Genomic DNA, 24,666 nt, shown 5'->3' with positions numbered 1-24,666 from the left:
GCCGGGACCCATAACCACCGAAGTGAGTTGTAAGAGAAGCCGACGCCGCTTGTGCCCCTTCCGCGGGTCGCGGCGTATGGGTCCCGGCTCCCGTGCGCAATTGCGCACTAGGCCGGGACGACCCGTGGAGAGAGCGGCGCTTGCGGCTACCGCCCCTTGAAGTTGGCGACGCGACGCTCGGCGGTGGCCTTGACGCCTTCCTTGAAGTCTTCGGTCGCGCGCAGCTTGGTCTGCTCGGCGAGCTCATGGTTGGTTGCGGCGAGCACGCGGTCGGCGAGGCCGGCGCGCATGGTGGCGCGGGTCGAGACCAGGCCGAGCGGCGAGCATTCGGCGATCTCCTGCGCGAGCTTCATCGCTTCCGCCCGCACCTGATCCTGCGGCACCAGCACATTGGCGAGGCCCCAGCGATAGGCCTCTTCGCCGGTGACGCGGCGGCTGGTGTAGAACATCAGCTCGGCATTGTTCTTGCCGATCAGTTCCGGCAGCGTTGCGGTCAGGCCGAAGCCCGGATGGAAGCCGAGCTTGGTGAAGTTTGCCGCGAAGCGCGCCTCGGGACAGGCGACGCGGAAGTCGGCCGAGACGGCAAGGCCGAGGCCGCCGCCGATCGCGGCGCCATGGATCGCCGCGACGATCGGCTTCTTGTTGCGGAAGATGCGCACCGCCTGAACGTAGAGATGGTTGATCGGCAGGTTGGAAGCCGGATCGCTCTTGGCGCGCTCCTCCTGCTCCTGGCGGGCCGGATCGCCGAAATTGGCACCGGCGCAGAACGCCTTGCCTTGCGCCGCCAGCACCGAGGCGCGGATCTCGATATTGTTGTCGAACTCCTCCAGCGCGTCGGCGATCTGGTTGATCAGCGCGACGTCGAAGAAGTTCAGCGGGGGTTTCCGGATTTCGATCAGGCCGACATGGCCGTGGGTTTCGACGCCGATATCAGTGTACTTGGTCATGATCTGTCCTCGTTGAATTAGCGCAGGCGTGCCCGCGCGGCTAGCGCAGGCCAAGTCCGCGGGCGATGATGCCGCGCAGCACTTCGGTGGTGCCGCCCTGGATCGTCAGCTTGGGCGCGGTCTTGATGGCGAAATCGAGCTGCTTTTCCAGCGTCTCGCGGTTGGTCGCGGTCTCCTCGACGAAGGCGGCGAGATCGCGGACGCGATGCGGCAGCTGCTGCTCCCACACCGTGCCGATGTCCTTGACGATCGAGGCCTCCACCACCGGCTCCTTGCCGGCCTGCAGCATGCCGGCGACCGACACCGACATGCGGCGCATTGTGTGCACCTGCGCCACCAGGCGGCCGATGCCCTCGGCGCTGCGGGTGTCCGGGTTCTTGCCGACCGCGCGCACCAGCTCGGTGAGCACGTAATAGGTCTCGAGGAAACGCTCGGGACCACTTCGCTCATAGGCGAGCTCCGACGTCGCCTGCTTCCAGGCGCCATCGACCTCGCCCAGCACGTGATCGTCGGGCACGAAGTAGTCGGTGAACACGACCTCGTTGAACTCGAACTGGCCGGTGATCTGGCCGATCGGATTCACCTGGATGCCCGGCTGCTTCATCTTGACGAGGAACTGGGTCAGGCCGTGGCGGCGGTTTTCCTTGGTCGGCGGCGAGGTACGGAAGATCGCGATCATGTAGTCGGCGATGTGCGCCGACGAGGTCCAGATCTTGGTGCCGTTGATCAGATAGCCGCCGTCGGTCTTGGTGGCGCGGGTCTTCGCCGCGAACAGGTCAGAGCCGGAGTTCGGCTCGCTCATGCCGATGGCGAAACAGACCTCGCCGCGGCAGATGCGCGGCAGGATGTCCATCTTGATGTGCTCGGGCGCGTATTTCAGCAGCACCGGCCCGCTCTGGCGGTCGGCGACGAAGAAGCGCCGGGTCGGCGCGTTCGCCACACGCATCTCCTCGGTGACCACGTAGCGCTCGAGGAACGAGCGTTCCTGGCCGCCATATTTCTTCGGCCAGGTCATGCCGAGCCAGCCCTTGGCGCCGACGCGACGGGAGAATTCCGGCGCGTCATTGTCCTCGCGGTTCGGCGCGTGGGGATCGAAGGTGCCGGCGGCGATTTCCTCGGCGAGGAAGGCGCGCACCTCCTTGCGGAGCTGCTCGCATTTTTCCGGCAGGCGGATCGGATCGAAACGAAGGGCTGCAGTCATGATGTCCAGTCCTGATCTTTCTGCCTGATCTCAGCGCGAAGCCACCAGCGGCCACAATTCATCGGCGCCACGATTCGCGACGAGCTTGCCGAGCTCGACCGCCCAGTAGCTCTCCGAGCCGAAATCGTCGCGCCAGGCCAGCGCCCGCAGCGAATAGCGGTGCAGGATGTGCTCGATGGTGAAGCCGATCGCGCCATGCACCTGATGCGCGATGCCGCTGCCCTTCTCCGCCGCTTCCGAGCAGCGGACCTTGGCCGCTGCGGCTTCCAGGAACACCGCATCAGTGTCCAGCGACTTGGCGTTCACGATCGTGTCCGCCGCCGAGGTCGCAGCGGCCAGTGCCGCGGCGTTTTCGCCGGCGAGCCGCGCGAGGTTGTGCTGCACCGCCTGGAATTTCGAGATCTTCTTCTCGAAGGCGATGCGCTCATTGGAATAGCGCACCGAGATGTCGAGCATCGCTTCCAGCGCGCCGGCGATCTGCAGGCTGCGCACCACGCCGCCCATCAGCATCAGCGTGGTCTGGTCAAAACCCTTCGGCGCCGGCCTGGTGGCGACCGGCTGCACCTTGTCGAGCGTGACGGTGTCGTTGTGATCGCCGCCGAGCCCGATGCCGGATTCGATCCGGCACTTCGCTGCATCGAGCAGCGCGACCGACACGCCGCCATTGCCTTCAGCCAGCACCGCGAAATGTTTTGCGTCCTTGGCGAACGGCACGCCGCGGGCGCGGCCGGAGAGCGAGCCGTCGGCGTTCAGCGTGACGCGGTCCTTCGGGCTTGCCGGCAGCACGGTCATCTCGCCTTCGGGAGAGGCGATCCTGGCTTGCGTCAGCAGCCAGCCGGCCAGCATTGTTTCGGCCAGCGGAACAGCGATCGCATGCCGCCCAGCGACGTTGAGGACGCTGAATCCTTCGGCGAGGCTGGCGCCGGAACCGCCGAGATCGTCGGGCACCCAGGACAGCGGCAGGCCGGCTTCGGTCAGCGCCTGCCACAGCGGCGCCTTCCATGCGCCCTGCTTGTCGTGATTGATGGTTTGGGCATCCGCGAGATCGGCGAAAATCTTTTCCGCGGTCTCGGCGACGATGTTTTCACTCTCCGCCACAGCGTTCCTCGTGTTGATTGGCTCGGGCTGGCTGTTCGGCCATGCCCTGCTTGCGATGTTGTCTTGCGCTCAATGATGCGGAAAAGCCATAGCCGTGACAAGCGCTGCCCGCAGGGCCACTTGCGCGGATGGCATGAAGCCGGACTTGGCGCATGAATTCCGCATAGTGAACTTTCGATTGTCCCCGTTTGTATGCCACGCACACGCGCAAACCGGCCGCCGACATAAGTTCAGTCCGCCAGATGAAACTCGATTGCCTTCCGCATCAGGTCGGCGAACTCGGTCTCCTGGGTGACCAGTGCGTCGTTCAATCCGGCCACGCACAGCACCAGCGGTTCGTTCGATTCCGCAATCGGCGGCAGGTTCATGGCGACGGCGCCCGCGCCCGGCGTGACCAGGCCGAGCGAGAAAGCGTGCCCCTTGGCGCGGACCTTCTTCAGCTCAAGCAGCAGCGCCTTGATGTCGACCTGACGATCGGGCCGGCTCTCGTTGGCGTTGATCAGGCGCACCAGGCGGCGCACCTCCTTGTCCGGATAGGCCGACAGCAGCGCGTAACCCGACGCGGATCGCGCCAGCGGCCGCAGCGTTCCGGCCTTGACATACAGCCGCATCGGCAGCTTGGCCTGAATGATATGGACATACTGCGCGCTGAGCCCGTTGCGCACCGCGAGCATGATGGTCTCTCCGGTCCGCGCGGAGAGCTCTTCCATCAGATTGACCAGGCGTCCCTTCGTGAACAACGCCGGGCTCAGCCAGTGCCCCAGCATCGAGATCCGCGGCGTCGGGATATAGGTGCGGCGGCTGGTGTCATAGTGGAGATAGCCGAACGCCGTCATCGTCCGCATCAACGCCGAGGTGCTGGATTGCGGGAACTTGAGCGCGGCCGCGACTTCGATCGCGGAGGCGGCGCGCTGGTGCTCCTCGAAGAATTCGAGCACGTCGAACACGCGCCGCGCCGACTTGACTGCATTGTCCATCTTCGGCAGGTCGCGCGAGGTGTCGCCGGGGAAATCGGGGCGGTCGAAAGTCCGCGCGCCGGCAGCCGTGCCGGCCTTCGCCAAGTCTTTCTTCGCCACCGGCATCGCTATCGTCCCTGCTGTGCCACCCGCCGCTTCAGCCACCAGCCATATTGCTCGGGCCAACTCGTCCACTCCGGATCGCATCCGAGCGCAAGTGCCGTCTGCGCGGGCCAGTTCGGATTCCACAGCAGTTCGCGGCCGAGTGCAATAAGCGTCGCCTTGCCGTCCCGCAAAATGGCTTCGGCGTAGTCCGGTTCGCGGATCAGCCCGACCGCCACCGTCGGCATGCCGACTTCCTTCTGGATGCGCTCGGCGAACGGCACCTGGAAGCCCGGGGTGCGCGACACCAGCGAATTGCCGCGCGGTAGCTTCATGCCGCCCGACGAGCAGTCCACCATGTCGATCCCGATCGCCTTCAGCTCCGCCGCAAACGCGATCGAGTCCTCGATCGACCAGCCGATGTCGACGCCGTCGACCGACGAGATGCGGACGAAGGCCGGCAGATGGCTGGGCCACTCCTCGCGCATGATCGCCGCGATCCGCAGCGGCAGGCGCATGCGGTTCTCGCGCGACCCGCCATACTCGTCGTTGCGGTTGTTCGCCAGCGGCGACAGGAACGAGTGCATCAGATAGCCGTGCGCGCAGTGCAGCTCGATGACGTCATAGCCGGCCGCCCTGGCGCGACGAAATGCCTGGCGATAGTCGTCCACCAGGGCATCGATCTGCTCTGAAGTCATCATCTGCGGTGCCGGCCAGCCGTCATCGAAGGGAATGCCGCTCGAGGCCGCGATCTGCCATGGGCCTTCGCCGCGTGCCTTGATGTCAGCTTCGCCGAGCGGGTTGCCTCCTTCCCACGGCCGCTGCGAGGAGCCTTTCCGGCCGCCATGTGCGATCTGGATCGCGGCCTTGGCGTTGAAGCTGTGGATCAGCGCGGCGAGGGCGGCGTGGTCCGCGATGTGCGCATCGTCCCAGATGCCGAGGCATCCATGGGTGATGCGCCCCTGGGTGTTCACCGAGCTCTGCTCGACGAACACGAGGCCGGCGCCGCCGGCGGCGAGCTTGCCGATATGCGCGGTGTGCCAATCGGTGGCGCGCCCCTCCCGCGCCGAATAGGTCGCCATCGGCGAGACCATGATCCGGTTCTTCAGTTCGAGATCGCGCAGTTGCAGTGGGGTAAACAGCAGCGGCAGCTCAGTCATGGGATGTCCAGCCTTGCCTGTGGTTTCTTGCCTGTGGTGCGTGGATTCGTGCGCGCAGTCATTTCTTCAGCAGCGGACAGGCGCTCTCCTCCGGCGTCGCAAACGCCTCCTTGCCCGGAATCACCTGAACCAGCTTCTCGTAATCCCAGGCGCCCTTCGATTCGGCCGGCGATTTCACCTGCACGAGATACATGTCGTGGATGAGCTGGCCGTCCTCGCGCAGGAATGCGTTGCGGGCAAAGAAATCGTCGATCGGCATGTCCTTCATCTGCGCGATCACCTTGGGGCCGTCGTCGGTGCCGGACTTCTCGACCGCCTTGAGATAGTTCATCACCGCGGAGTAGAGGCCGGCCTGCACCATGGTCGGCCGCTTCTTGGTCCTGGCCATGAAGCGCGCGGCAAAGTCGCGGGTCTTGTCGTCGAGATCCCAATAAAAGGCGGTCGCGAGCTGCAGCCCCTGGGCGGCCTGCAAGCCGATCGCGTGGATGTCGCTGGTCTGCATCAGGAAGGCCGCGAGCTTCTGCGTATGCGCCATCCCGAATTCCTGCGCCTGCCGGATCGAGTTGGCGAGGTCGCCGCCGGTGTTGGCAAAGGCGATCACGTCAGCCTTCGAGCTCTGGGCCTGCAGCAGATAGGACGAGAAATCCATGCTGTTGAGCGGATGCCGCACCTCGCCGGCGATGCTGCCGCCGACCTTCTCCACCGTCTTGGCCGCGTCGTTGCGCAGGGCGTGGCCGAAGGCGTAGTCGACCGTGACGAAGTACCAGCTCTTCGCGCCTTCCTTGGCCAGCGCCCGCACCGTGCTGTTGGCGAGCGCATAGGTGTTGTAGGTCCACTGCACCGAATTCGCCGAGCAGCCCTTTCCGGTCAGATCGGAGGAGCCGGCCGACGACACCAGCATCGCCTTGTTCTTCTGCTTGGTGAGCTCGAGCACGGCGAAGGCGACGGCGGAATTGGCGAAATCGACGATGACGTCGACATTCTCCTGCTCATACCAGCGCCGCGCGATGCCGGCGCCGATGTCCGCCTTGTTCTGATGGTCGGCATCGACCATCGCGATCGGCTTGCCCAGCACCTTGCCGCCGATATCCGCGATCGCCATCCGGACCGCTTCGACCGCTCCGGGGCCGGCGGCGTCGGCGTAGAGTCCGGCCTGATCGGTCAGCACGCCGATCTTCACCGCGTCGTCGGAAATCTGCGCGTGGGATGGCGCGGCGGCGAAGGCGACTGAGAGGATTGCAGCGCTCGCGGCGATCCATCCGTATCTCGATGTCATTGTCCCTGGTTTCCTCTAGTTCGATTGCCTTATGGCGTTGGTCTTGTCTTGCCGCAGGTCGATCATGCCCGGATGCGACTGCGGATCCCTGTCCGCGCCGAGCAGCACGTGCTTCTGGATCTTGTTGGTCGAGGTCAGCGGCAACTCGGCGACGAAAGCGATCCACGCCGGCAGCTTGAACGCCGCCAGGCGTTCGCGGCAGAAGCGGAAGATGTCCTGCGCGAGCTCGCGTGAAGCATCGGCGCCGTCGTTGCTCACGATGAAGGCCGCAACTTCCTCGTCGCGGATCGGATCGCGCGCGGCGATGACTGCGGCCTGCTTGACCTGAGGCGACGTCGTCAGCACGGCCTCGACCTCCGCCGCCGAGATGTTCTCGCCGGCGCGCCGGACCAGATGCTTCAGCCGGTCGACGAACACGAAGGCGCCGTCCTCGTGCTGCCAGGCGCTGTCGCCGGTGTGAAACCAGCCGCCGCGCCAGGCCTGCTCGGTGGCCTCGGGGTCCTTCAGATAGCCGGAGAACAAGCCGCGCCGCGGCGTCGCTTCCGAATGGCGCACGCAGAGTTCACCGACTGCGCCAGCCGGCAGCGTATTGCCGTCGGCATCGAGGATCGTCATTTCGAGCCCCGGTACGCTGCGGCCGATGGTGTTGGTCTCGAGATGGCGCGGCTCGACCGTGTTGAACGGACTGCGCCCGGTCTCCGTCATGCCCCAGCCTTCGACGAAGGGGATGCCGAAGCGCTCGCGGGCTCGCGCGCGCTGCTCGGGATTGGCGCCGACGCCCATCGAGAAGCGCAGCGCATGGGCCTTCTCGTCCGGCGTCTCCGGCTGCGCCAGCAGGGCCGCGACGATCACGCCGAGATAATGCAGCACGCTGGCGCGGCATGCGACGATGTCGTGCCAGGCAAACTTTGCGTTGAAGCGTTCCGGCAGGATCAGGCAGCCGCCGGTCAGCATCATCGCGATCGGGGTCAGCGTCAGGCCGGCCATGTGAAATAGCGGCAGCGGGCTGTAGAGGCGCTCCATTCCGGCATGATACGTCGCCTCCCCGCCGTGGCTGACGTACCAGCGGCCGGTCGAGACCACGTATTCATTGGTCAGGATGCATCCCTTCGGACGCGCCGTCGTGCCTGACGTGTACAGCAGCGCAGCCTCGGTCTCGCTTCCCGGCTCGTCGGCGCGCGGTGGCGGCCGCTGGGCGTGCGGGACTGTCTCGACGCTGGCGCCGAGATCGTCACCGGAGACGGTGAGCAGCGGAACGTCGCCGGTCAGCGCCTTCTGCAATTCCTTCTGATCGGCCAGCGTGACGATCAGGTCGGGTTCGGCATGCGCGATCAGGTATTCGATTTCCGCTGCGCGATAGGCCGGGTTGATCGGAACGATCGAGACGCCGATGCCATTGAGCGCCAGCCAGTGCACGATGAAATCGGGGCGGTTCTCCAGCAGCAGGCAGGCGCGGTGGCCGTGGCCGAAGCCTGCTGCGCGGTACTGATCGCGCAATGCGCAGACCTGCCGCGCAATGCCGCCATAGGACAGTTCGACGCCATCGGGAAAGTATGCGCGGTCGGCACGCGCGGGAATGCAGAGAAAGGGTTTGAACGCTGCCGCATCGGATGTCGCAGCGAACGTGCTGAACACGGTGTACATCGTGGCGAAACTTCCCTTCGACGGCCGCTGATCGATGCCAACGATGCCGATCCGAAGGAGCCCGGGTGCTTCGTTGAGCGCATTTGTCATGCGATCGCGACGTTGCGCGGAAGCTATAAGGACGAATAATATGCTGTCAAATCCATTATGAGTTTCCATAAAACTCATATGTAGTTTGAAGCCAAAAGCGGAGGTAACGAGATGAAGATGCATATGTTGTCGGGCGGCCGTCTCCAGATGTCGAAGCGGACCTATCTGCCCGATGCGGCGCGCGGCGAGATGATTGAGCTTCCGGTCGCCTGCGTGCTGTTGCGGCATGCGCAGGGCAATGTGCTGTTCGACACCGGATGCCATCCCGATGTCGCGACCGATCCTGAAGGGCGGCTCGGCACGCTCGCCAAATACATGCGCCCGATCATGCCGGCGGATGATCATGTGCTGACGAGCCTGAAGGCCGTTGGCCTTGGCGCTGATGACATCGACGTGGTGATCTGCTCCCACCTGCACACCGACCATTGCGGCTGCAACGCCTTCTTCAAGAAGGCGACGATCTTCGTCCACGCACTCGAGATCGAGGCCGCGAATGCCGATAACGCGTTCGATCGCGGATACATCAAGGCGGATTGGGATCATCCGCTGAAGATGGAGATCTTCGACAAGCAGATGGATGTGTTCGGCGACGGCAAGCTGACGCTGGTCCCGCTGCCCGGACACTCGAAGGGAACGACCGGCGCGCTGGTCAAGCTCGACAACAGCGGCGAATTCCTGCTCGCCTCCGACGCGCTCAGTGTGCGCGCCAATCTCGACCAGCGGACCTCGCCGAGGAACAGCCTTGACGTCGGCCAGTTCCTGAAGTCGCTCGACGAGATCGCCAGGCTCGAGGCGTCCGGCGTCAAGATCATCTGCGGCCATGACGAAGCGCAGTGGGCCAGCCTGCAAAAGGGCCTGAACGCGTACACGTGAGGATTTTGGGCGCGGCTTGCAGATGTCGTTCCACGCGATATGGTGTGCCGCCGCCGGAGTTCATCTGGCTCACAACAACAAGGAAAATGCAGATGTCCAAGGATGGTTTGTGCGCGATCGTGACGGGATCGGCATCGGGACTCGGCGCCGCCACCGCGCAAATCCTCGCCACGCAGGGCGCGCGCCTCGTCATCAATTATTCCAACAGCAAGGCGGAAGCCGAGGCGACCGCGGAAGTCTGCCGCAAGCAGGGCGCCGAGGTGCTGGTGGTGCAGGGCGACGTCTCGCGCGATGAGGACTGCAAGAAGATCGCAGCCGCCGCGCAGGGCTGGGGCCGCCTCGACGTGCTCGTCAACAATGCGGGCACCACCAAGCACGTGCCGCATCACGATCTCGACGGCCTGACCGCGGAAGATTTCCAGCGCATCTACGCCGTCAACACCATCGGCCCGTTCCAGATGGTTCGTGCCGCGCGCGCGCTGCTCGAAGCCGGCGCGAAGGCATCTAGCCGTCCCTCGGCGGTGGTCAACGTCTCCTCGGTTGCAGGCATTTCCGGCGGCGGTTCGTCGGTCGCCTATGCCGCGAGCAAGGGCGCGCTCAACACCATGACGCAGTCGCTGGCGCGCGCGTTGGCACCGTTGATCCGCGTCAACACGGTGTGTCCGGGCTATATAGATACGCCCTGGTTCACCAAGGGCCGCGGCGAGGCCGGCGCCAAGCAGGTGCGCGATGCCGTGGTGGCGCGCGTGCCGCTGAAGGTCGCCTCGACGGCCGAAGACATCGCCAACCTGGTCTGCTTCCTGGCGAGCCCGGCGTCGAGCAACATGACCGGTGAGTTCGTCCGCATGGACGCCGGCATGCATCTGATTCAGTGACGGAGCGCCGTTGCACAAATGAAAAATGCCCGGGCCTGGCCCGGGCATTTTGATTTTGAACCTGTCGTTGTTCCGTCATTCCGGGGCGATGCGTTAGCATCGAACCCGGAATCTCGAGATCCCGGATTCGATGCTTCGCATCGCTCCGGGATGACGCCTACGGCGTTACCTGTTTCCGATATCCGGGATCACGCGCGCCGCGACCAGCCGATTCCAGATGAACAGCACCACCAGAGCGCCGATCGTGGCGGTGATGAAGCCGGCACCTTGTTCGGGACCGTAATGGCCGATCGCCTGGCCGATGAAAGTCGCAAGAAACGCGCCGGCGATGCCGAGCACGGTGGTGAGAATAAAGCCGCTTGGATTGTTCGGTCCCGGCGACAGGAATCGCGCGATGATCCCCGCGACAAAGCCGACGATGATGACCCAGATGATGCCGCCCATGACTGTCGTCCTCCTCAGATGGAATCAACGCTACCGTCAGAGCCTGCGGTGCAACTCGTCGCCGCTTGGCAGCCGGCCGTCCGGCGTCAGGTGATTGATCGCGTCGGGCAGATATTGGCTGAGGCCCTGCAGCAGTTCGTCGCGCGAGAGGCCACTCTGCGATGCCAGCGAGTTGATCTGGTCGGCGCCGAGCGCGTTGGCGAGATCGCCGGGCGCGATCTGCTTGTTGGGACCGTTGCTGACCCAGGAATTGGCCGCGTCGCCATGGCCCTTCTGCTGCAGCTGGTTGAGCAGATCGCCGAGGCCGCCGCTGAGCACGGTGCCGGCTGCGCCGCCGGCGAGCAGGCCGCCGAGGCCGCCCTTGAGCAGATCGCTGAGCCCGCCACCGCCTGCGCCGCCGGGCAGGCCTGCGGTGACGTTGCCGGGAGGAAGCGGCGGCGCCTGCGCCGGCTTCGGCTCAGGGGCGCTCGCGTCCGCCTGGCCGCCGGAGAAATGCTTGACCGCCTTCCAGGCGAGCAGCGCGAGGATAGCCATCGTCATCGGCGACATTCCGCCGCCGCTCGAACTGTCGGATGAGGTGCTTGGCGCGCTCGGACCGCGCGGGCCGTTCTGCATGCCGTTGAGTACGTCGAGTAAACCCATGATCGTCTCCTGCCGCAACCGTGCCCCGAGCGGGAAACATAGCTTCCGCCCATGACGGTTACAAGGCGGGCCACCCGGACCGCGGTGCGTCGAAATAGGCAGGCAACCCAAGGTCTGCTATCGAGCCAATGATGAATGGACGTTTGGCCACATGAACCAGGACCGGCCGATTGGCATTGCGGGCGCGGGAAGCATCGGCTGCTTCGTCGGCGGCACGCTCGCGGCTGCGGGGTGCCGTGTCGTGCTGCTGGCGCGGCCGCGGCTGATCCAGGAGATCGCAGGCAACGGCTTGCGGGTCAGCAGCTTTGACGGCTCCGAGCGGACGGTATCCGCGGACCGGCTCATTGTGTCCGACGATCCGTCGATCTTGTCCGACGTTCAGACCGTGCTGGTGACGGTGAAGAGCGCCGATACCGCTGCGATGGCCGATGCGATCGCGCGCCACGCGCCTGGCGATGCCGCGGTGATCAGCCTGCAGAATGGCGTCGGCAATGTGCCGCTGCTGCGCGACCGCCTGCCGGGCCGCAGGGTGCTCGGCGGCATGGTGCCGTTCAACGTGGTCGCGCTCGGCGACGGCCGCTTCCATCGCTCGACCTCCGGCGACATCGTCATCGCGCAGGATGACGCGGGCACCGCGGCGCGGCTGTCGGTGCCGGGCCTTGCGATCAAGCCCACCGGCGATATCGACGGCGTGCAGTGGGGCAAGCTGATCGTCAATCTCAACAATGCGCTCAATGCGCTGTCCAATATTCCGCTGCGGCAACAGCTCGCGCAGCGCGGCTGGCGACGACTGCTTGCCGATCAGATGGCCGAGGGCCTGGCCGCGGTGCGCGCCGAAGGCATTGCGCCGGTGTCGCCGACGCCGCTGCCGTCGAACTGGATGCCGCCTTTGCTGCGGCTGCCCGATGCGCTGTTCGACATGCTGCTCGGCCGCACCATGAAAATCGATCCCGAGGCGCGCTCCTCGATGTGGGAGGATCTGCAGCGCGGCCGCCGCACCGAGATCGACTATTTGCAGGGCGTGATTACCGCGATCGCGGATCGCCGCGGGCTCGAGGCGCCATTGTCGCGCCGCGTCATCGCGCTGATCCGGAAGGCGGAGGCGGACGGCAAGGGCTCGCCGGGGCTGACGCCCGAACAGATCCGCGATGGCAGTGGCCGTGAACGCCGATGATCGTCCGCCACGTCGATCGAACAACAGAGGAGATGACATCATGAAATGGTCCAACATCATGCTGTTCACGCTTGTTGCGCTCGCGGCCGGCCCGGTCCGTGCGGCGCCGCCGACCGTGACACCGTCGCCTGGCTATGATGCGCGCTTGCAGGAGCAGCGCGCGGCGGCTGCGGCAGCCAGCCGAGCGGCCACGCCTGCGCACAAATCGGTCGCGCCCCGACACCACAAGCGCACCCGCGCGCACTGATCCATTACAGAGACGACTTCAGATGAAGCTGCTGTTCCTCGCGCTCACCTTCGTGTTTGGCTTCACCACGGCCTCAGGTGCCGCCGACTATGCCGGCTCGATCAGTGCCTACCGGCGCGCCAACCGCATGCCCGCGGTGAAGCTCGACGCGAAGCTGAACGCGATGGCGCTGAAGCAGGCCCAGGCGATGTCGGCGACCGGATCGGTCAGCCACTCCGCGGGCGGCAGCTTCTTCACGCGCATCGCGCCGCTCAAGAAGCAGCGCGCCGCCGAGAATATCGGCGCCGGCTTCATCGCCTTCGCCGAGATGCTGAAGCAGTGGGAGAATTCGCCGGGCCATCGCGAGAACCTGCTGATGCCGGGCGCCAAGCGCGTCGGCGTCGCCTTCGTCGACAATCCGAAGTCGCCGTACCGCAGGTTTTGGGCGATGGTGATTACCGATTGAGCCTGCGGTGTCATTCCGGGGCGGAGCGAAGCGACGAACCCGGAATCTCGACGGCAGAGAGATTCCGGGTTCTCGCTTGCGCGAGCCTCGGAATGACCAAGCGAACCGTCAGTTTCGCTTCGCAACCTTGGTCGGTGGCGGCGGTGTCGGCGTGAACAGCTTCTTCAGGCCGTCCAATCCCTCGGAAAGCCGCGGCCATTCGCAGGAGAACGTACCCTTCACGCAGTTGCTTGCCCGCGGCCGCGGCTCGGGAATGGGGACGGCAGCGACCCGCGGCTTGACCGGCCTTGCGGCGGGGACGGGGACTTTCGCAGTCTCACTGCGCACCGGCTCATTGTGCAATGACGCCTGCTGGATCTGCGGCGGCCGCACCGGCTGTGTCTCCTGCCGCTCGAGCTGCTTCGCATTGAACGCCGCGACGATACGCGAGCGGCGCTGCTGCTCGAGGTAGCCGGTATATTCCTGGTCGATCTTCTTCTGCTCGTCCGGCGTCGGATTGGGACCTGCGATGTCGAAGCTGCGGTCCTGCATGAAGTCGTAATAGGTGTAGCCACCGCCAGGCTTGCGACGGCCGGCGAACTTGGCGTTGCAATCGGCGAGTTGCGCGGTCTTGTCTTCCCTGGTCTTCGCCTTCTCGGCGAGGTCGGCGCAGTCCTCGAAGTCTTTCGGGCCGCCGCGCCACCATTGCGCGTGCGCGCTCATCGGCGCCAGCACGCAAGCGACGGCGAAAGCGGCAACAGCCAACGTCGATGATCGTGACGGCATCACGGACATTGAGACCAAACCCGAACGACACAGAGTGAGCAGATTGTCGCCATTTTAGTGACACTTGTCACCCGGGAACCCGACGATTTTCCTGACCTGTGGAATGTTGCCGCGGCTGATGGAACACAGCCTTCGCGATTGGAATAATTGAAGAATCTCATCGGAACGGGCCGGAGATCAGAACAATTCGCCTCTAATCGTTCACTTCACCCTGTGCAGCAACGCAACCAGTTCCGCCTGCCGGTGGGTGCCGGTCTTCTGGAAGATCGTCTTGAGCTGATTGCGCGCGGTGGCAAGGGCAACGCCGGCCGCCTGCGCGGCCGCTTCGACCGAATCGCCGCGCGCAAGCCGCGCGGCGAGGCGTGCCTGCGCCGGCGTCAGCTCGAACGTCGCCGCCAGCAGCGCCTGATCGAACGCGGCGCTGCCTTCGAGATCGCGGATCAACAGGATCGCGCGCGCCCCGAGGAACGGCGAGCGCGCCGCCGGAGGCACCGGTTGGATCTGGATCACGATCGGCCGCTTGTCGATCCTGCGCACCACGATCGGCGACGACGGCAATGGGTGCAGGTCCGAGCCGTGGGCCAACTGATCGATCAGCCTGGTCAGATCGGCATTGGCCTGTCGGTCGAGCAGGGTGAGGCGATTGTTGCGGATCGCAAGGTCGTAGCCGAGGCAGCGTTCCGCCTGGCTGTTCATGCCGATGATGGTGCCGAAGCGGCCGACGGCAATCGCAGCGACCTGGATCAGATCGAGCGCGCCGGTGATGCCCGAGAGTGCGGAGCGGCCGACGACGGCGGAGAGCGTCGCGGCTTCCGTGAGCGGCGCCGACACCCTTTGCAGCGCCTTGATCTCGTCGGCGTCGAACAAGCCTTCCCTGGGCGAACGCTGGATCGTCAGTGCCCATAACGCCGGGCCGGAGTGGAAGCCGATCGCCGCGAACCATTTCAGTCCGAACTCGCCGAGCGTGGCGTAGAGCGGATCGCGCAGCATCTCGGTTTCGGATTCGAACAGATCCGCATCGGTGATGACATCGACGCCGGCATGCATCAGCGGCACGCCGCGGGCCGCGCGGATGTCGGTGAGGTGAAGATTGTGCGGGAAGTAGGTCTTGGTGAAATACTCGGTGATCGAGTCCGTGCGCGGAATGTCTTCAGTGCGGATATCGCTCTGAAGCATCGCAGCGCCGGTCGCGCCGACGGCGGCGCAGACCTCGTCCATGAAGGACGGCCAGGTCGAGGGATCGAGAACCACATCGCCGAGGCGCGCGGTCACATCGTCAAGCCTGTGCAGATCGACCAAAATTCAGCTCCGCCGATGCAAACAGCGTTGTTTTGTCAGGCGAAACAGGCTGCACCTCGTTGCGCCCGGTACCGGGCATAAGAAAACCCAGGGGCCCGATATGCAAGTTAAATCAGCGACAGGCTAGGGGCCGGGTCCGCAAGCGCTGGCGAAACATGATCGAAAATCGGCGGGTCCCGCTGGCCGGTGCGATCCGGCCGCTACGATAAGTGACCATCCTCACGGTGGCCGGCCTCGGTCAGCGCCACGCGGCAGAAGCTGGCGGCGATCGCGACGACCTCTTCCACGGCCTGCGGATATTGCTTCGACACCCAGCGCAGCGCGATCGAGATGACGGCGCCCACCATGCCGACCGAGAGCAGCGAGGCGGCCGCGCCCTTGCCGCTGCGCTTCGGGTCGAGCGCCGGCGGCACCAGGATGTCGCTGAAGACGCGCAAGGCGTCGAGCTTGACGGCATCGACCGCCGGACTGATGCCTGAAATTTCCAGCAGAAAGACCCGGGCGGGCTTCGGGTGCTGCTTCAGCCGCGTGAAATAGAGCGTCAGCGCCGCGCGCAGCCTCATCTCGGCATCGTCGCCTGCGGCTGCAGCGGCCGCGGTCATTTCCTCGTGCAGGTGGCCGACGACATGGCCGTAAGCGGCGATCAGCAGAGCCTCGCTGTTCGTAAAGGACTCGTAGAAATAGCGCTCGGTCAGCTCGGCCGCCTCGCAGATCGCCTTCACGGTGGCGCCGCGATAGCCGACCTCGCCATAGACCTCGATCGCCGCGTCGATCAGCTTGAGCCGCCGCTCGGCGCGGCGTTCCTCGGCGTCCATACCGCCATAGAGGCGGGCTTTCCGGCTGCTTGCCATGAAAGTGTATTGACACGAGGCATTGTCAGATGTCAAGTTATCTGACAATATGTATTGTCAATACTGCCACGGGAGGGTCAAGGCGTGTCCGTTCATTTCGACGTGTTGATCGTGGGCGCGGGACTGTCGGGCATCGGCGCCGGCTATCATTTGCAGGCCAACTGCCCTGACCGCAGCTACGCCATTCTTGAAGGCCGCGACTGCATTGGCGGCACCTGGGACCTGTTCCGCTATCCCGGCATCCGCTCCGACTCCGACATGTACACGCTTGGCTATTCGTTCCGGCCGTGGACCGAGCCGAAGGCGATCGCGGATGGCCCGTCGATCCTGAACTATGTGCGCGAGACCGCGCGCGCCTACGGCATCGACAAGAACATCCGCTTCAACCATCGCGTCGTGCGCGCCGACTGGTCGTCGGCGGACTCGCAATGGACGGTCGAGGTCGAGCGCGGGCCGGAGAAGACGATCGAGCGCTTCACCTGCAGCTTCCTGTTCATGTGCAGCGGCTACTACAAATATGAACACGGCTACACGCCCGACTTCCCCGGCATCGCCGATTTCGCCGGCCGTGTCGTCCATCCGCAGAAATGGATCGACGACATCGACTATGCCGCCAAGAAGGTGGTGGTGATCGGCAGCGGCGCGACCGCGGTGACGCTGGTGCCGGAAATGGCCAAGACCGCCGCCCATGTCACGATGCTGCAGCGCTCGCCGACCTATGTCGTGGCGCGGCCCGACGAGGACAAAGTCGCCAACTGGCTGCGCGCGCGGCTGCCCGCGAAACTCGCCTACGGCCTCACGCGCTGGAAGAACGTGCTGTTCGGTATGTATTTCTACCGGCTCTGCAAGCGCGATCCGGAGCGCGTCAAGAAGCTGATCCTCGGCGGCGTGCGGCATGCACTCGGTCCGGACTACGACGTCGCCACCCATTTCACGCCGCGCTACAATCCGTGGGACCAGCGGCTTTGTCTGGTGCCGAACGGCGATCTCTTCGAATCGCTGCGCAACGGCAGATCGTCCGTCGTCACCGATCAGATCGAGACCTTCACGCGTGGGGGCATCAAGCTCAAGAGCGGCAATGTGCTCGACGCCGACATCGTGGTGACCGCGACCGGCCTCGATCTGCAGGTGCTCGGCGGACTCGAGATCAATGTCGACGGCGCGCGCGTCGATCTGTCGAAGACCATGAACTACAAGGGGCTGATGTACTCGGGCGTGCCGAACCTCGCCGCCGCCTTCGGCTACACCAATGCGTCCTGGACGCTGAAATGCGACCTGACCTGCGAATATGTTTGCCGCATGCTCAACCACATGAAGGCGAACGGCTACGCGCAGGTCACGCCGCGGCGGAACGACCCTGATGTCGCCGAACTGCCCTGGGTGGATTTCTCATCGGGCTATATCCAGCGCGCCGCCGCCAGGTTCCCCAAGCAGGGCTCGCGCCGGCCGTGGCGGCTCTACCAGAATTATGCTCTCGATATCATGACGCTGCGCTTCGGCTCGCTGAAGGATGAAGCCATCGAGTTTCTCCCGGCGCGTCGGGCCAGCGCGGATGCCGCCTCGAATCCGGCACGCCAGGTGGCGTAACGCGCGACGCGCCAAACGCCATGCAACTTCGCGCGCGCCCGATGTGGCGCGGGCTGGCGATCACCCGGCAGCTCTGCTATGGGATGGCGACGCCCGCATGCTTTCGCTGCGGGCCGTGCGGTCCCGTAGCTCAGCCGGATAGAGCGACGGTTTCCTAAACCGTAGGTCGGAAGTTCGAGTCTTCCCGGGATCGCCATTTTTCGCTCGCCGCGCGAGGCTTTTCAACACGCATTCCGGCGCCATCTGCCCGGCGTTCGCTCCCCCCAAGTTCACCCGAGATCAAGTTCACCCCAAATTAGGGAAAGCCCGGGACAATGGGGAGGGGGCACCGGAAGACCGCACGTATGCGAGCTAGCGTTCCAGAACGGGTTGAGCAGGGGGACGGCGATGCCCTTCGCGATCCGCTGCGTTCGAAGGGCCGGCCGCTCGTCGTCGATGTCGACGAGGTCATGGTGCGGGGAAGCTCCGTCCCGGCCGATATCGCATCCGATCTGATCCGCCGCCTTCGCGCTTTCGCCGCGGCGATCACCGCTTCCCTTGGAGCGCAAGCGCGATCGACTCATGGTGTAGCTCGATCGGGGTTCGATCCGTCCCGGGTGCAATTCGACCCCGACGCGGTGAGGTTCCTGCTGCAGGTGCTGGGCGAAGGCCGCCCGGTCTACCTTTGCTCGGAAACCCATCCCGAGCCGTTCGTCAGCGCGGTCGCCGAGCATCTTGGCGTCTTCACCGCCTGGGCTGCCGCGCCGGAACGTCGATTGCCGCCGACGCAGCGCGAAGAGCTGCCGCCCGCGCTTCGGCAGGGCTTTGACTATATCGGCAGCGCGGCGGTCGCGTTGCCCGATTCCGCATCGCGCCTCGCGCGCTCCGCTCGATCCGAGCCGTCCGCGCCCGCGCGGGTCAGTATGCGCGTCAGTATGCGCAGCTGGCTGAAGCTGTTCAGGGTGCATCAATACGCCAAGAACGCCCTCGTGCTGGTGCCGCTGCTGACCGCACACAAATTCGCATTGGGATCGGCGGCGACGTCGCTGCTTGCGGTGATCGCATTCTCGCTCTGCGCGTCGGGCGCCTACATCCTGAACGATCTTCTCGACGTCGAGGCCGACCGCGCGCATCCGACCAAGCGCAACCGCCCGATCGCAAGTGGCGCCATCCCGGCATCGCGGGCCGTCGGCGCGATGGCCCTGGCGCTGGTCGCCGCATTTGCGATCGCAATGTCGATATCGATCGAGTTCGGCGGCGTCCTGCTCGGCTATTTCGCGCTGACCACCTCCTACTCGTTCTGGCTCAAGCGCATCGCGACCGTCGACGTCGTCGTGCTCGCCACGCTTTACACCGTCCGCGTGATCGGCGGCGCCGTCGCGATCAGCGTGCCGATGTCGGAATGGCTGCTCGCGTTCTCGCTGTTCATCTTCATGTCGCTGGCGCTGGTGAAGCGCTATATCGAGCTCGCCGGCCAGCCGGACGGCGCCGTGCTGGCGGCGCGCGGCTACCAGGTCGAAGACAAATCGATGATCGCGATCCTCGCCGCCGCGTCAGGCTTCAACGCCGTCGTGATCTTCACGCTCTACATCTCGTCCGATACGGTGCGCGCGCTTTACAGCCATCCGCAACTGCTCTGGGTCGGTTGTCCGATCTTGATGTACTGGATCGGCCGCGTGATGTTGTTCGCGCAGCGCGGATTGATCGACGACGATCCGGTCATCTTTGCGCTGAGGGATCGCGTCAGCTGGGTCGCGCTCGGCGCGATCGGCGCCATCATGCTCGCCGCCATCTAGCGATGCCGGCGGCTGCGTTACCAGGAGCTGTGATGTCGACCTCCAGTCCGGGCGGCATTGGCCTGTCCGGCTGGGGCAACTATCCCAGGGCGTCGTCCGAACTGCTGGCGCCGCAGACGCCCGCAGGCGCGCGGGACCACCTGCTTGCGCGGTCCGGCGTCGTCGCGCGCGGGGCCGGACGGGCCTATGGCGATGCCGCGATCGGAACGCAATCCACGATTTCGTCGCGCGGCCTGAACCGGATGCGGAGCTTCGATGCCGCAACCGCGCGATTGACGGTCGAAGCCGGCGTAACCATCGCCGACATCCTTGCCGTTTTCGAGCCGCGCGGCTTCTTCCTCAAAGTCGTGCCCGGCACGAAATTCGTGACGGTCGGTGGCGCGATCGCGGCCGACGTTCACGGCAAGAACCATCATCGCGATGGCGGCTTCGGCACCGTCGTCGATTCGTTCCGCATTGCGCTGCCTGGCGGCGAGATCGTCACCTGCTCGCGATCGGAAAACGCCGCGCTGTTTGCGGCGACGTTGGGAGGCATGGGCCTGACGGGCATGATCCTCGACGCGACGCTGCGGCTGCTGCCGATCGAGACCGCCTGGCTACGTCAGGATACCCGCGTCGCCGGCAATCTCGACGCGGCGATCGATCAGCTGGAAAGCCGCGCATCGACCACCTATTCGGTGGCCTGGATCGACTGCCTCGCGCGCGGCGCGGCGCTCGGCCGGTCGCTGGTCTATCTCGCCGAGCACGCCACGCGCCGCGACAAGGATATGCTGGGACCCGGCCTCGAAGCGTTTCCCAGCCTCCGCACGTCGCGGCTCGCGGTCCCGGAGCTGTTTCCGGGGGGGCTGCTCAATCGCGCATCGATGCGGGCGTTCAACGAGCTGTACTTCCGCCGCGGCGCCGCGCATCCGGGCAAGCCGCGGCTGGTCCATTGGGACCCGTATTTCTTTCCGCTCGATGCGATCGCCGACTGGAACAGGATCTACGGCCGGCGCGGCTTCGTGCAATATCAATGCGTGATCCCGCTCGACCGCGCGCGCCGCGTTCTCGCCGAAATTCTCGATCGTGTGTCGCGGCGCGGCGATGCGTCGTTTCTCGCGGTGCTCAAGCAGCTCGGCGAAGGCAGCGGGCCGATGTCGTTTCCGCTCCGCGGCTACACGCTGACGATGGACTTTCCGGTCAGCGACGCGCTGTTCGGGTTTCTTGACCAGCTCGATGCGCTGGTGGTCGATGCCGGCGGCCGGCTCTATCTCGCCAAGGATGCGCGGCAGTCCCGCGCGACATTCGAATCCGGATATCCCGGCCTTGCGGCCTTGCGCGACATCCGCCAGCAGATCGGGGCGAACAGTCGCCTCGTGTCCCATCTTTCAGCACGGCTTGGAATTTGATGACCGGCACAAAATCAATTCTGGTGATTGGCGGCAGTTCGGACATCGGGCACGCGACCGCGCTGCGCTATGCGACGGACGGATGGCGCGTGATGCTCGCCGCCCGCGATATCGCCGCGGCACAGCGCAATGCGGACGACATCAAGACGCGAAGCGGTACCGAAATCTCGGTTGTCGCGCTCGACGTGCTGCAGACCGGGCAGCTTGCCGGCTTCGTCGCCGGTCTTTCCCCACTTCCCGACACCGTCGTATGCGTTGTCGGGGAGCTCGGCGATCAGCAGCGTGCCGAGACCGATCCCGAGCTTGCGACGAAGATCATGCGCACCAATTTCGAGGCGCCCAGCCTGCTGCTCGAACTGTTCGCGCAAGCCTTCGCGACGCGCGGCTCGGGAACCATCGTCGGCGTGAGCTCGGTCGCCGGCGATCGCGGGCGGGCCTCGAACTATTATTACGGCGCGGCCAAGGCCGGCTTCTCGCAATTCCTGTCCGGCTTGCGCAATCGCCTGGCGCTTGCGGGTAAGGTCCGTGTCGTCACCGTCAAGCCGGGATTCGTGCGGACCAGGATGACGGCGCATATGAAGCTGCCGGCTCCCCTGACGGTGCAGCCGGATCGGGTGGCGGAGGATATCTTCCGGGCCGATGTGACCAGGCCGCGTGACGTGATCTATGTGGCGCGCCGCTTCCGGCTGGTGATGGCGATCATCTGCGCGCTGCCGGAGACGATCTTCAAACGGATGCGTATCTGATGCCCGGCGTCGCCGCCAACCACGCGTCGTTCCCGCGATCCAGCGCGATCCGGCCGAGCGTCCCGCTCGTGACGGCATCGCTGTGGCTCGTGCTGTTCGCGGTGACGCTGATCTTCAGCGTCATGCTCTGCGACGGCAGGCTGATCTTCACCCTCGACGATCCCTACATCCACCTCGCCGTCGCCGATCACATCCTGTCCGGCGGCTACGGCGTCAATGCGTCCGAGGTCTCGTCGCCAAGCTCGTCGATCATCTGGCCCTATCTGCTGGCCGTGACCGAGACGCTGCATCTTGGCGCATTCGGTCCACTCCTGATCAATGCCGCGGCAGCGGCAGCGACCGTCGTGGCTTTCCTGCGCATCCTTGAATCGGCTGAACTGCTTGGCCCCGGCCGGGAGAAGTCGCTGCTGTTTTTCGTCGCGTTGCTCGCCATTTTTTCGTCAAGCGCGATCGCCCTGCCGATGACCGGCATGGAGCACAGTCTTCACGTTTGGGCCACGGTCGCGACTTTCGGCGGCCTGACCGAAGCCGCGCGCGGACGGTCGCCGACCGTCATACACTTCGCGGCGCTGGTGCTGCTGCCGCTGATTCGCTTCGAGGGAATCGCGTTCGCCATCGCGGCGATGATGGGGTTTGCCCTGCTCGGCCAGCGCCGTTTTGCCGCCGCGGCCGCTGCCGTCACGCTCTGCGCGTTCGCCGCGTATTTCGCGCGAATGGCCTCGCTCGGTCTCCCGCTTTTGCCGAGTTCGGTATTGCTCAAATCGCGCATCGCCGAATCCGGCTATGAAGGGACCGGCGTCATCGCCTCCATCCTCCGCAATCTCGGCGACAGCTTCGCTGATCCCGCCGGCTTCAGGCTGATGCTGCTCGGTCTTGCGCTCGCCGCCGTGATGGCGCTGCTCCGCTCCGACCGCGGCGCCCTGATCGTCTGTGCGACGGTGCTCGCCGCGATCGCTGCGCATCTCGGCTTTGGCCAATATGGCTGGTTCTACCGGTATGAGGTTTACATCGTTGCGCTTGCGGTGCTGGCGCTGCTCTACGCGGTTGCACGCGCGCGAGCGGTCTTGAGCGTCCCGCAATGGACCGCCGCGACGCTCGCCAGCGTCGGGCTGGCCGGTTTTGCCAGCGTGGGCTATGTCAGCGCCGCCCTGGAGACGCCGTTTGCCTCGCGCGGCGTCTACGAGCAGCATTATCAGTTGGGCCGCTTCGCCCAGCAGCTCTACCGGCGGCCGGTTGCCGTGAACGATCTTGGACTCGTCGCCTGGGGAAATGCGAACTTCGTCCTGGATCTGTGGGGGCTCGGTTCGGAGCGCGTGCGCAAGGCGAAGCGCGCCGGCCGCTACGGCCCGGCCGAGATGGCCGCGCTCGCCGACGAGTATCATGTCGGCGTCGCCATGATCTACGACAGCTGGTTTGCGCAGGGCGTGCCGGCGAGCTGGAGGAAGGTCGCGATCCTGCACACGATTCCGGTGACCGGCGCGCGCGGTGACGTAAGCTTCTACGTCACGCCGGCCGCGGAGCCGGAGCTCGTCGCCGGCGCGCTGAGGGCCTTCGCGTCGACCCTGCCGGCGCGCGATCGTCTCGAAATGGTGGCGCCGTAAGCGTTGCGTGATCGTGGGCGGCGTCGCGCCGGGTGCTCAAATCCTCGCAAGCGGCCCCTGCGCCGGAACGGGAGAGCCGCTGCTTGATTCGCGCAGCAGCAGGATTGCGACGATCAGCGTGATCAGCGCGGCGATCCCGAAGCCTCCGATCGAAAGCACGTCGACCCAATGGACGTCCGTGCGCGGCGTGTTGTTATGGACCGTGTGCATGTAGCCGAAGGCTCCGATCGGTATCGGCGCGGCATAGATGATCGCACGTTCCCACTCGCGGGCCTTGGCCTGAAGCGCCGGCAATAGCAGCGCGATTCCGATACTGAAGATCAGGAAGTCATAATCATACGCATAGGGGCTGATGCAGACCGATGCGATCGCGGTCAGGCCGAGACTCTCGCGCACCGGCATCTTGCGGTAGACCGCGACCAGCACGATGCCGAGCGCAAGGACGGCGACGATGCCCTGGCCGATAAACGCTGCCGATGCGGAGAACCCCGTGGTTCGCAACGCGGCATAGGTCGAGACCATTCGATACAGCGGATAATAGGCTTCCCGCAGGAATACCGACGAATCATGCGCGCTCTGCAGCATCACGGTCCAGATCTGCATGCCGAACAGCACGGTGCAGATCGCCGAGCTGATCAGCACGACGGCGCCGGCCGTCATCACGACGATCCACGAGCGCCGCAGGATGGCATAGAGCGCGAAGGCAACGGCGAAATGCGGCTTGATGATCATGAGACCAAGGGCCACGCCCGCGAGCATCGGTCGCTCTTCGAAGTACAGGCACACCAGTCCGATCAATGCGGCGGTAAGGAAGCTGTTTTGACCGCATGCCAGCGTGACCCCGATCGTCGGAAAGAAAACGATCAGCACAAGCACGAACCGGTTTCCGGCAAGACGCCGCAGCACGGCGAGGTAAACAGCCAGCGTCGAGGCCATGAACAACAGATAGGCCATTCCGAACGGGACCAGCGCGAACGGAGCCAGCAGCAGGTTGAATTGCGGCGGATAAGTCCACGGCATGAAGCCGTCGTGCCCGCCCGACGCCTGCTTCTCGATGATGGCGAGCTTCGCGAATTGATAGGCCTGGTCGAGGTCGCCGAGCCACACCAGCTTTGCGGTGATGTAGAAGGCGGCGAAGTCGACCAGTTCGCGGCCGTGCCCCAGCCCCAGCTGGGAGAACCACACAACCTTGAACAGGAGGGCGGCGACCAGCATCACGAGGATTCCGCGCGTGTAGTTGGTGCGCTTCGAGTCGGTCGACTGAATTGTTTCGAGCGTTGTTGCGAGCATCAAGCCGGGCCCTGTTATGGCAACCCAAGCTAGATTGAATAGGTTAAGCAGTCGAAAAATTGCACGGAGAGGGTGGGGTCCCCTGTCGCCTGACAGCCGCAGGGATGCATGAAATCGGTCGGTGGAGGCTGGAACCGGACGGTATCTCGGTGTCCGGATGCGACTTTCGCTGGACGCTCCGTCGGCGGCA

23 protein-coding genes and 1 tRNA gene are annotated in these 24,666 nt (G+C 65.2%); 11 read left to right on the top strand and 13 right to left on the bottom strand.

Translation table 11 applies throughout. From position 1 onward, the window contains the following. Nucleotides 1-146: 146 nt before the first annotated feature. The 7 genes from J2R80_RS04285 to J2R80_RS04255 all read right to left on the bottom strand — a co-directional run bounded on the left by J2R80_RS04285 (nucleotide 147) and on the right by J2R80_RS04255 (nucleotide 8,597). On the bottom strand, nucleotides 147-947 hold the full coding sequence (locus J2R80_RS04285; protein ID WP_253638046.1) for an enoyl-CoA hydratase/isomerase family protein: 801 nt from the start codon (nucleotides 945-947) through the stop codon (nucleotides 147-149). A gap of 40 nt (nucleotides 948-987) precedes the next feature. Next, nucleotides 988-2,148, bottom strand: coding sequence for an acyl-CoA dehydrogenase family protein (locus J2R80_RS04280; RefSeq protein ID WP_018269158.1), 1,161 nt, complete (start codon nucleotides 2,146-2,148; stop codon nucleotides 988-990). Between the two features lie 30 nt (nucleotides 2,149-2,178). Further along, the gene (locus tag J2R80_RS04275) at nucleotides 2,179-3,246 is read right to left on the bottom strand and encodes an acyl-CoA dehydrogenase family protein (protein WP_253588227.1); all 1,068 of its coding nucleotides are present in this window, start codon (nucleotides 3,244-3,246) and stop codon (nucleotides 2,179-2,181) included. A 230-nt stretch (nucleotides 3,247-3,476) separates the two neighbouring features. Continuing rightward, complete coding sequence (locus tag J2R80_RS04270) at nucleotides 3,477-4,328, bottom strand: IclR family transcriptional regulator (RefSeq protein WP_229192821.1); 852 nt, start codon at nucleotides 4,326-4,328, stop codon at nucleotides 3,477-3,479. A 2-nt stretch (nucleotides 4,329-4,330) separates the two neighbouring features. Then, entirely contained in the window at nucleotides 4,331-5,464 is a 1,134-nt protein-coding gene (locus J2R80_RS04265) for an NADH:flavin oxidoreductase/NADH oxidase (protein ID WP_253606134.1), read from the bottom strand. A gap of 58 nt (nucleotides 5,465-5,522) precedes the next feature. Beyond that, complete coding sequence (locus J2R80_RS04260; RefSeq protein ID WP_253638045.1) at nucleotides 5,523-6,740, bottom strand: ABC transporter substrate-binding protein; 1,218 nt, start codon at nucleotides 6,738-6,740, stop codon at nucleotides 5,523-5,525. A gap of 15 nt (nucleotides 6,741-6,755) precedes the next feature. After that, the gene (locus J2R80_RS04255; protein ID WP_253638044.1) at nucleotides 6,756-8,597 is read right to left on the bottom strand and encodes an AMP-binding protein; all 1,842 of its coding nucleotides are present in this window, start codon (nucleotides 8,595-8,597) and stop codon (nucleotides 6,756-6,758) included. On the opposite strand from J2R80_RS04255, the gene J2R80_RS04250 reads away from it, so the two are divergent. Next, the gene (locus tag J2R80_RS04250; protein ID WP_076832809.1) at nucleotides 8,586-9,347 is read left to right on the top strand and encodes an N-acyl homoserine lactonase family protein; all 762 of its coding nucleotides are present in this window, start codon (nucleotides 8,586-8,588) and stop codon (nucleotides 9,345-9,347) included. The two genes, J2R80_RS04255 and J2R80_RS04250, sit on opposite strands and share 12 nt — an antisense overlap. Before the next feature lie 92 nt (nucleotides 9,348-9,439). After that, nucleotides 9,440-10,222: an SDR family NAD(P)-dependent oxidoreductase gene (locus J2R80_RS04245; protein WP_253638043.1), complete on the top strand. Its 783-nt coding sequence runs from the start codon at nucleotides 9,440-9,442 to the stop codon at nucleotides 10,220-10,222. A 165-nt stretch (nucleotides 10,223-10,387) separates the two neighbouring features. Here the strand turns inward: J2R80_RS04245 and J2R80_RS04240 are convergent, their stop codons facing one another. Together J2R80_RS04240 and J2R80_RS04235 are read right to left on the bottom strand one after the other, a co-directional pair. Beyond that, on the bottom strand, nucleotides 10,388-10,666 hold the full coding sequence (locus J2R80_RS04240; protein WP_024582682.1) for a GlsB/YeaQ/YmgE family stress response membrane protein: 279 nt from the start codon (nucleotides 10,664-10,666) through the stop codon (nucleotides 10,388-10,390). Nucleotides 10,667-10,702: 36 nt separating this feature from the next. Continuing rightward, nucleotides 10,703-11,308 (bottom strand): YidB family protein, encoded by a 606-nt coding sequence (locus J2R80_RS04235; RefSeq protein ID WP_168858718.1) that lies wholly within the window; start codon nucleotides 11,306-11,308, stop codon nucleotides 10,703-10,705. A 151-nt stretch (nucleotides 11,309-11,459) separates the two neighbouring features. Between J2R80_RS04235 and J2R80_RS04230 the strand changes: the two genes are divergently transcribed. From J2R80_RS04230 to J2R80_RS04220, 3 genes are read left to right on the top strand one after another with little or no spacing between them, the layout of a single operon-like run. Beyond that, nucleotides 11,460-12,482: a 2-dehydropantoate 2-reductase gene (locus J2R80_RS04230; protein WP_253638042.1), complete on the top strand. Its 1,023-nt coding sequence runs from the start codon at nucleotides 11,460-11,462 to the stop codon at nucleotides 12,480-12,482. Between the two features lie 40 nt (nucleotides 12,483-12,522). Continuing rightward, a complete protein-coding gene (locus tag J2R80_RS04225; protein ID WP_253638041.1) occupies nucleotides 12,523-12,729 on the top strand; it encodes a hypothetical protein in 207 nt (68 codons plus the stop codon). A gap of 22 nt (nucleotides 12,730-12,751) precedes the next feature. Then, nucleotides 12,752-13,174 (top strand): CAP domain-containing protein, encoded by a 423-nt coding sequence (locus J2R80_RS04220; RefSeq protein ID WP_057020158.1) that lies wholly within the window; start codon nucleotides 12,752-12,754, stop codon nucleotides 13,172-13,174. Between the two features lie 108 nt (nucleotides 13,175-13,282). Here the strand turns inward: J2R80_RS04220 and J2R80_RS04215 are convergent, their stop codons facing one another. From J2R80_RS04215 to J2R80_RS04205, 3 genes are all read right to left on the bottom strand, one after another. Continuing rightward, nucleotides 13,283-13,948 (bottom strand): hypothetical protein, encoded by a 666-nt coding sequence (locus J2R80_RS04215; protein ID WP_035631918.1) that lies wholly within the window; start codon nucleotides 13,946-13,948, stop codon nucleotides 13,283-13,285. A 192-nt stretch (nucleotides 13,949-14,140) separates the two neighbouring features. Continuing rightward, nucleotides 14,141-15,238 carry a hypothetical protein gene (locus J2R80_RS04210; RefSeq protein ID WP_253638040.1) on the bottom strand — a complete coding sequence of 366 codons (1,098 nt, stop codon included), beginning with the start codon at nucleotides 15,236-15,238 and terminating at the stop codon, nucleotides 14,141-14,143. A 200-nt stretch (nucleotides 15,239-15,438) separates the two neighbouring features. Beyond that, complete coding sequence (locus J2R80_RS04205) at nucleotides 15,439-16,089, bottom strand: TetR/AcrR family transcriptional regulator (protein WP_168858715.1); 651 nt, start codon at nucleotides 16,087-16,089, stop codon at nucleotides 15,439-15,441. A gap of 84 nt (nucleotides 16,090-16,173) precedes the next feature. Here J2R80_RS04205 and J2R80_RS04200 point away from each other — a divergent pair, with 84 nt between their 5' ends. The 6 genes from J2R80_RS04200 (at nucleotide 16,174) to J2R80_RS04175 (ending at nucleotide 23,186) form a co-directional block, all read left to right on the top strand. Beyond that, nucleotides 16,174-17,676 carry an NAD(P)/FAD-dependent oxidoreductase gene (locus J2R80_RS04200; RefSeq protein WP_229192606.1) on the top strand — a complete coding sequence of 501 codons (1,503 nt, stop codon included), beginning with the start codon at nucleotides 16,174-16,176 and terminating at the stop codon, nucleotides 17,674-17,676. 119 nt (nucleotides 17,677-17,795) lie between these two features. Continuing rightward, nucleotides 17,796-17,872: transfer RNA gene (locus J2R80_RS04195), tRNA-Arg, on the top strand. Between the two features lie 118 nt (nucleotides 17,873-17,990). Beyond that, on the top strand, nucleotides 17,991-19,451 hold the full coding sequence (locus J2R80_RS04190) for a UbiA family prenyltransferase (protein ID WP_309143746.1): 1,461 nt from the start codon (nucleotides 17,991-17,993) through the stop codon (nucleotides 19,449-19,451). 32 nt (nucleotides 19,452-19,483) lie between these two features. After that, nucleotides 19,484-20,839, top strand: a complete 1,356-nt coding sequence (locus J2R80_RS04185; protein ID WP_253638038.1) for an FAD-binding oxidoreductase — start codon at nucleotides 19,484-19,486, stop codon at nucleotides 20,837-20,839. Further along, nucleotides 20,839-21,585, top strand: a complete 747-nt coding sequence (locus tag J2R80_RS04180; RefSeq protein ID WP_253638037.1) for an SDR family oxidoreductase — start codon at nucleotides 20,839-20,841, stop codon at nucleotides 21,583-21,585. Before J2R80_RS04185 ends, J2R80_RS04180 begins: the two co-directional genes overlap by 1 nt. Continuing rightward, nucleotides 21,585-23,186, top strand: coding sequence for a hypothetical protein (locus tag J2R80_RS04175; RefSeq protein ID WP_253638036.1), 1,602 nt, complete (start codon nucleotides 21,585-21,587; stop codon nucleotides 23,184-23,186). Before J2R80_RS04180 ends, J2R80_RS04175 begins: the two co-directional genes overlap by 1 nt. 36 nt (nucleotides 23,187-23,222) lie before the next feature. Here J2R80_RS04175 and J2R80_RS04170 read toward each other — a convergent pair whose 3' ends face one another. Further along, a complete protein-coding gene (locus J2R80_RS04170; RefSeq protein ID WP_253638035.1) occupies nucleotides 23,223-24,476 on the bottom strand; it encodes a glycosyltransferase family 87 protein in 1,254 nt (417 codons plus the stop codon). Nucleotides 24,477-24,666 lie beyond the last annotated feature (190 nt).

Origin of the sequence: Bradyrhizobium sp. USDA 4541 (assembly GCF_024171085.1) — a bacterium.
Classification (GTDB): Bacteria; Pseudomonadota; Alphaproteobacteria; order Rhizobiales; family Xanthobacteraceae; genus Bradyrhizobium; species Bradyrhizobium australafricanum.
This window is presented reverse-complemented; position numbering and strand designations above follow the sequence as displayed.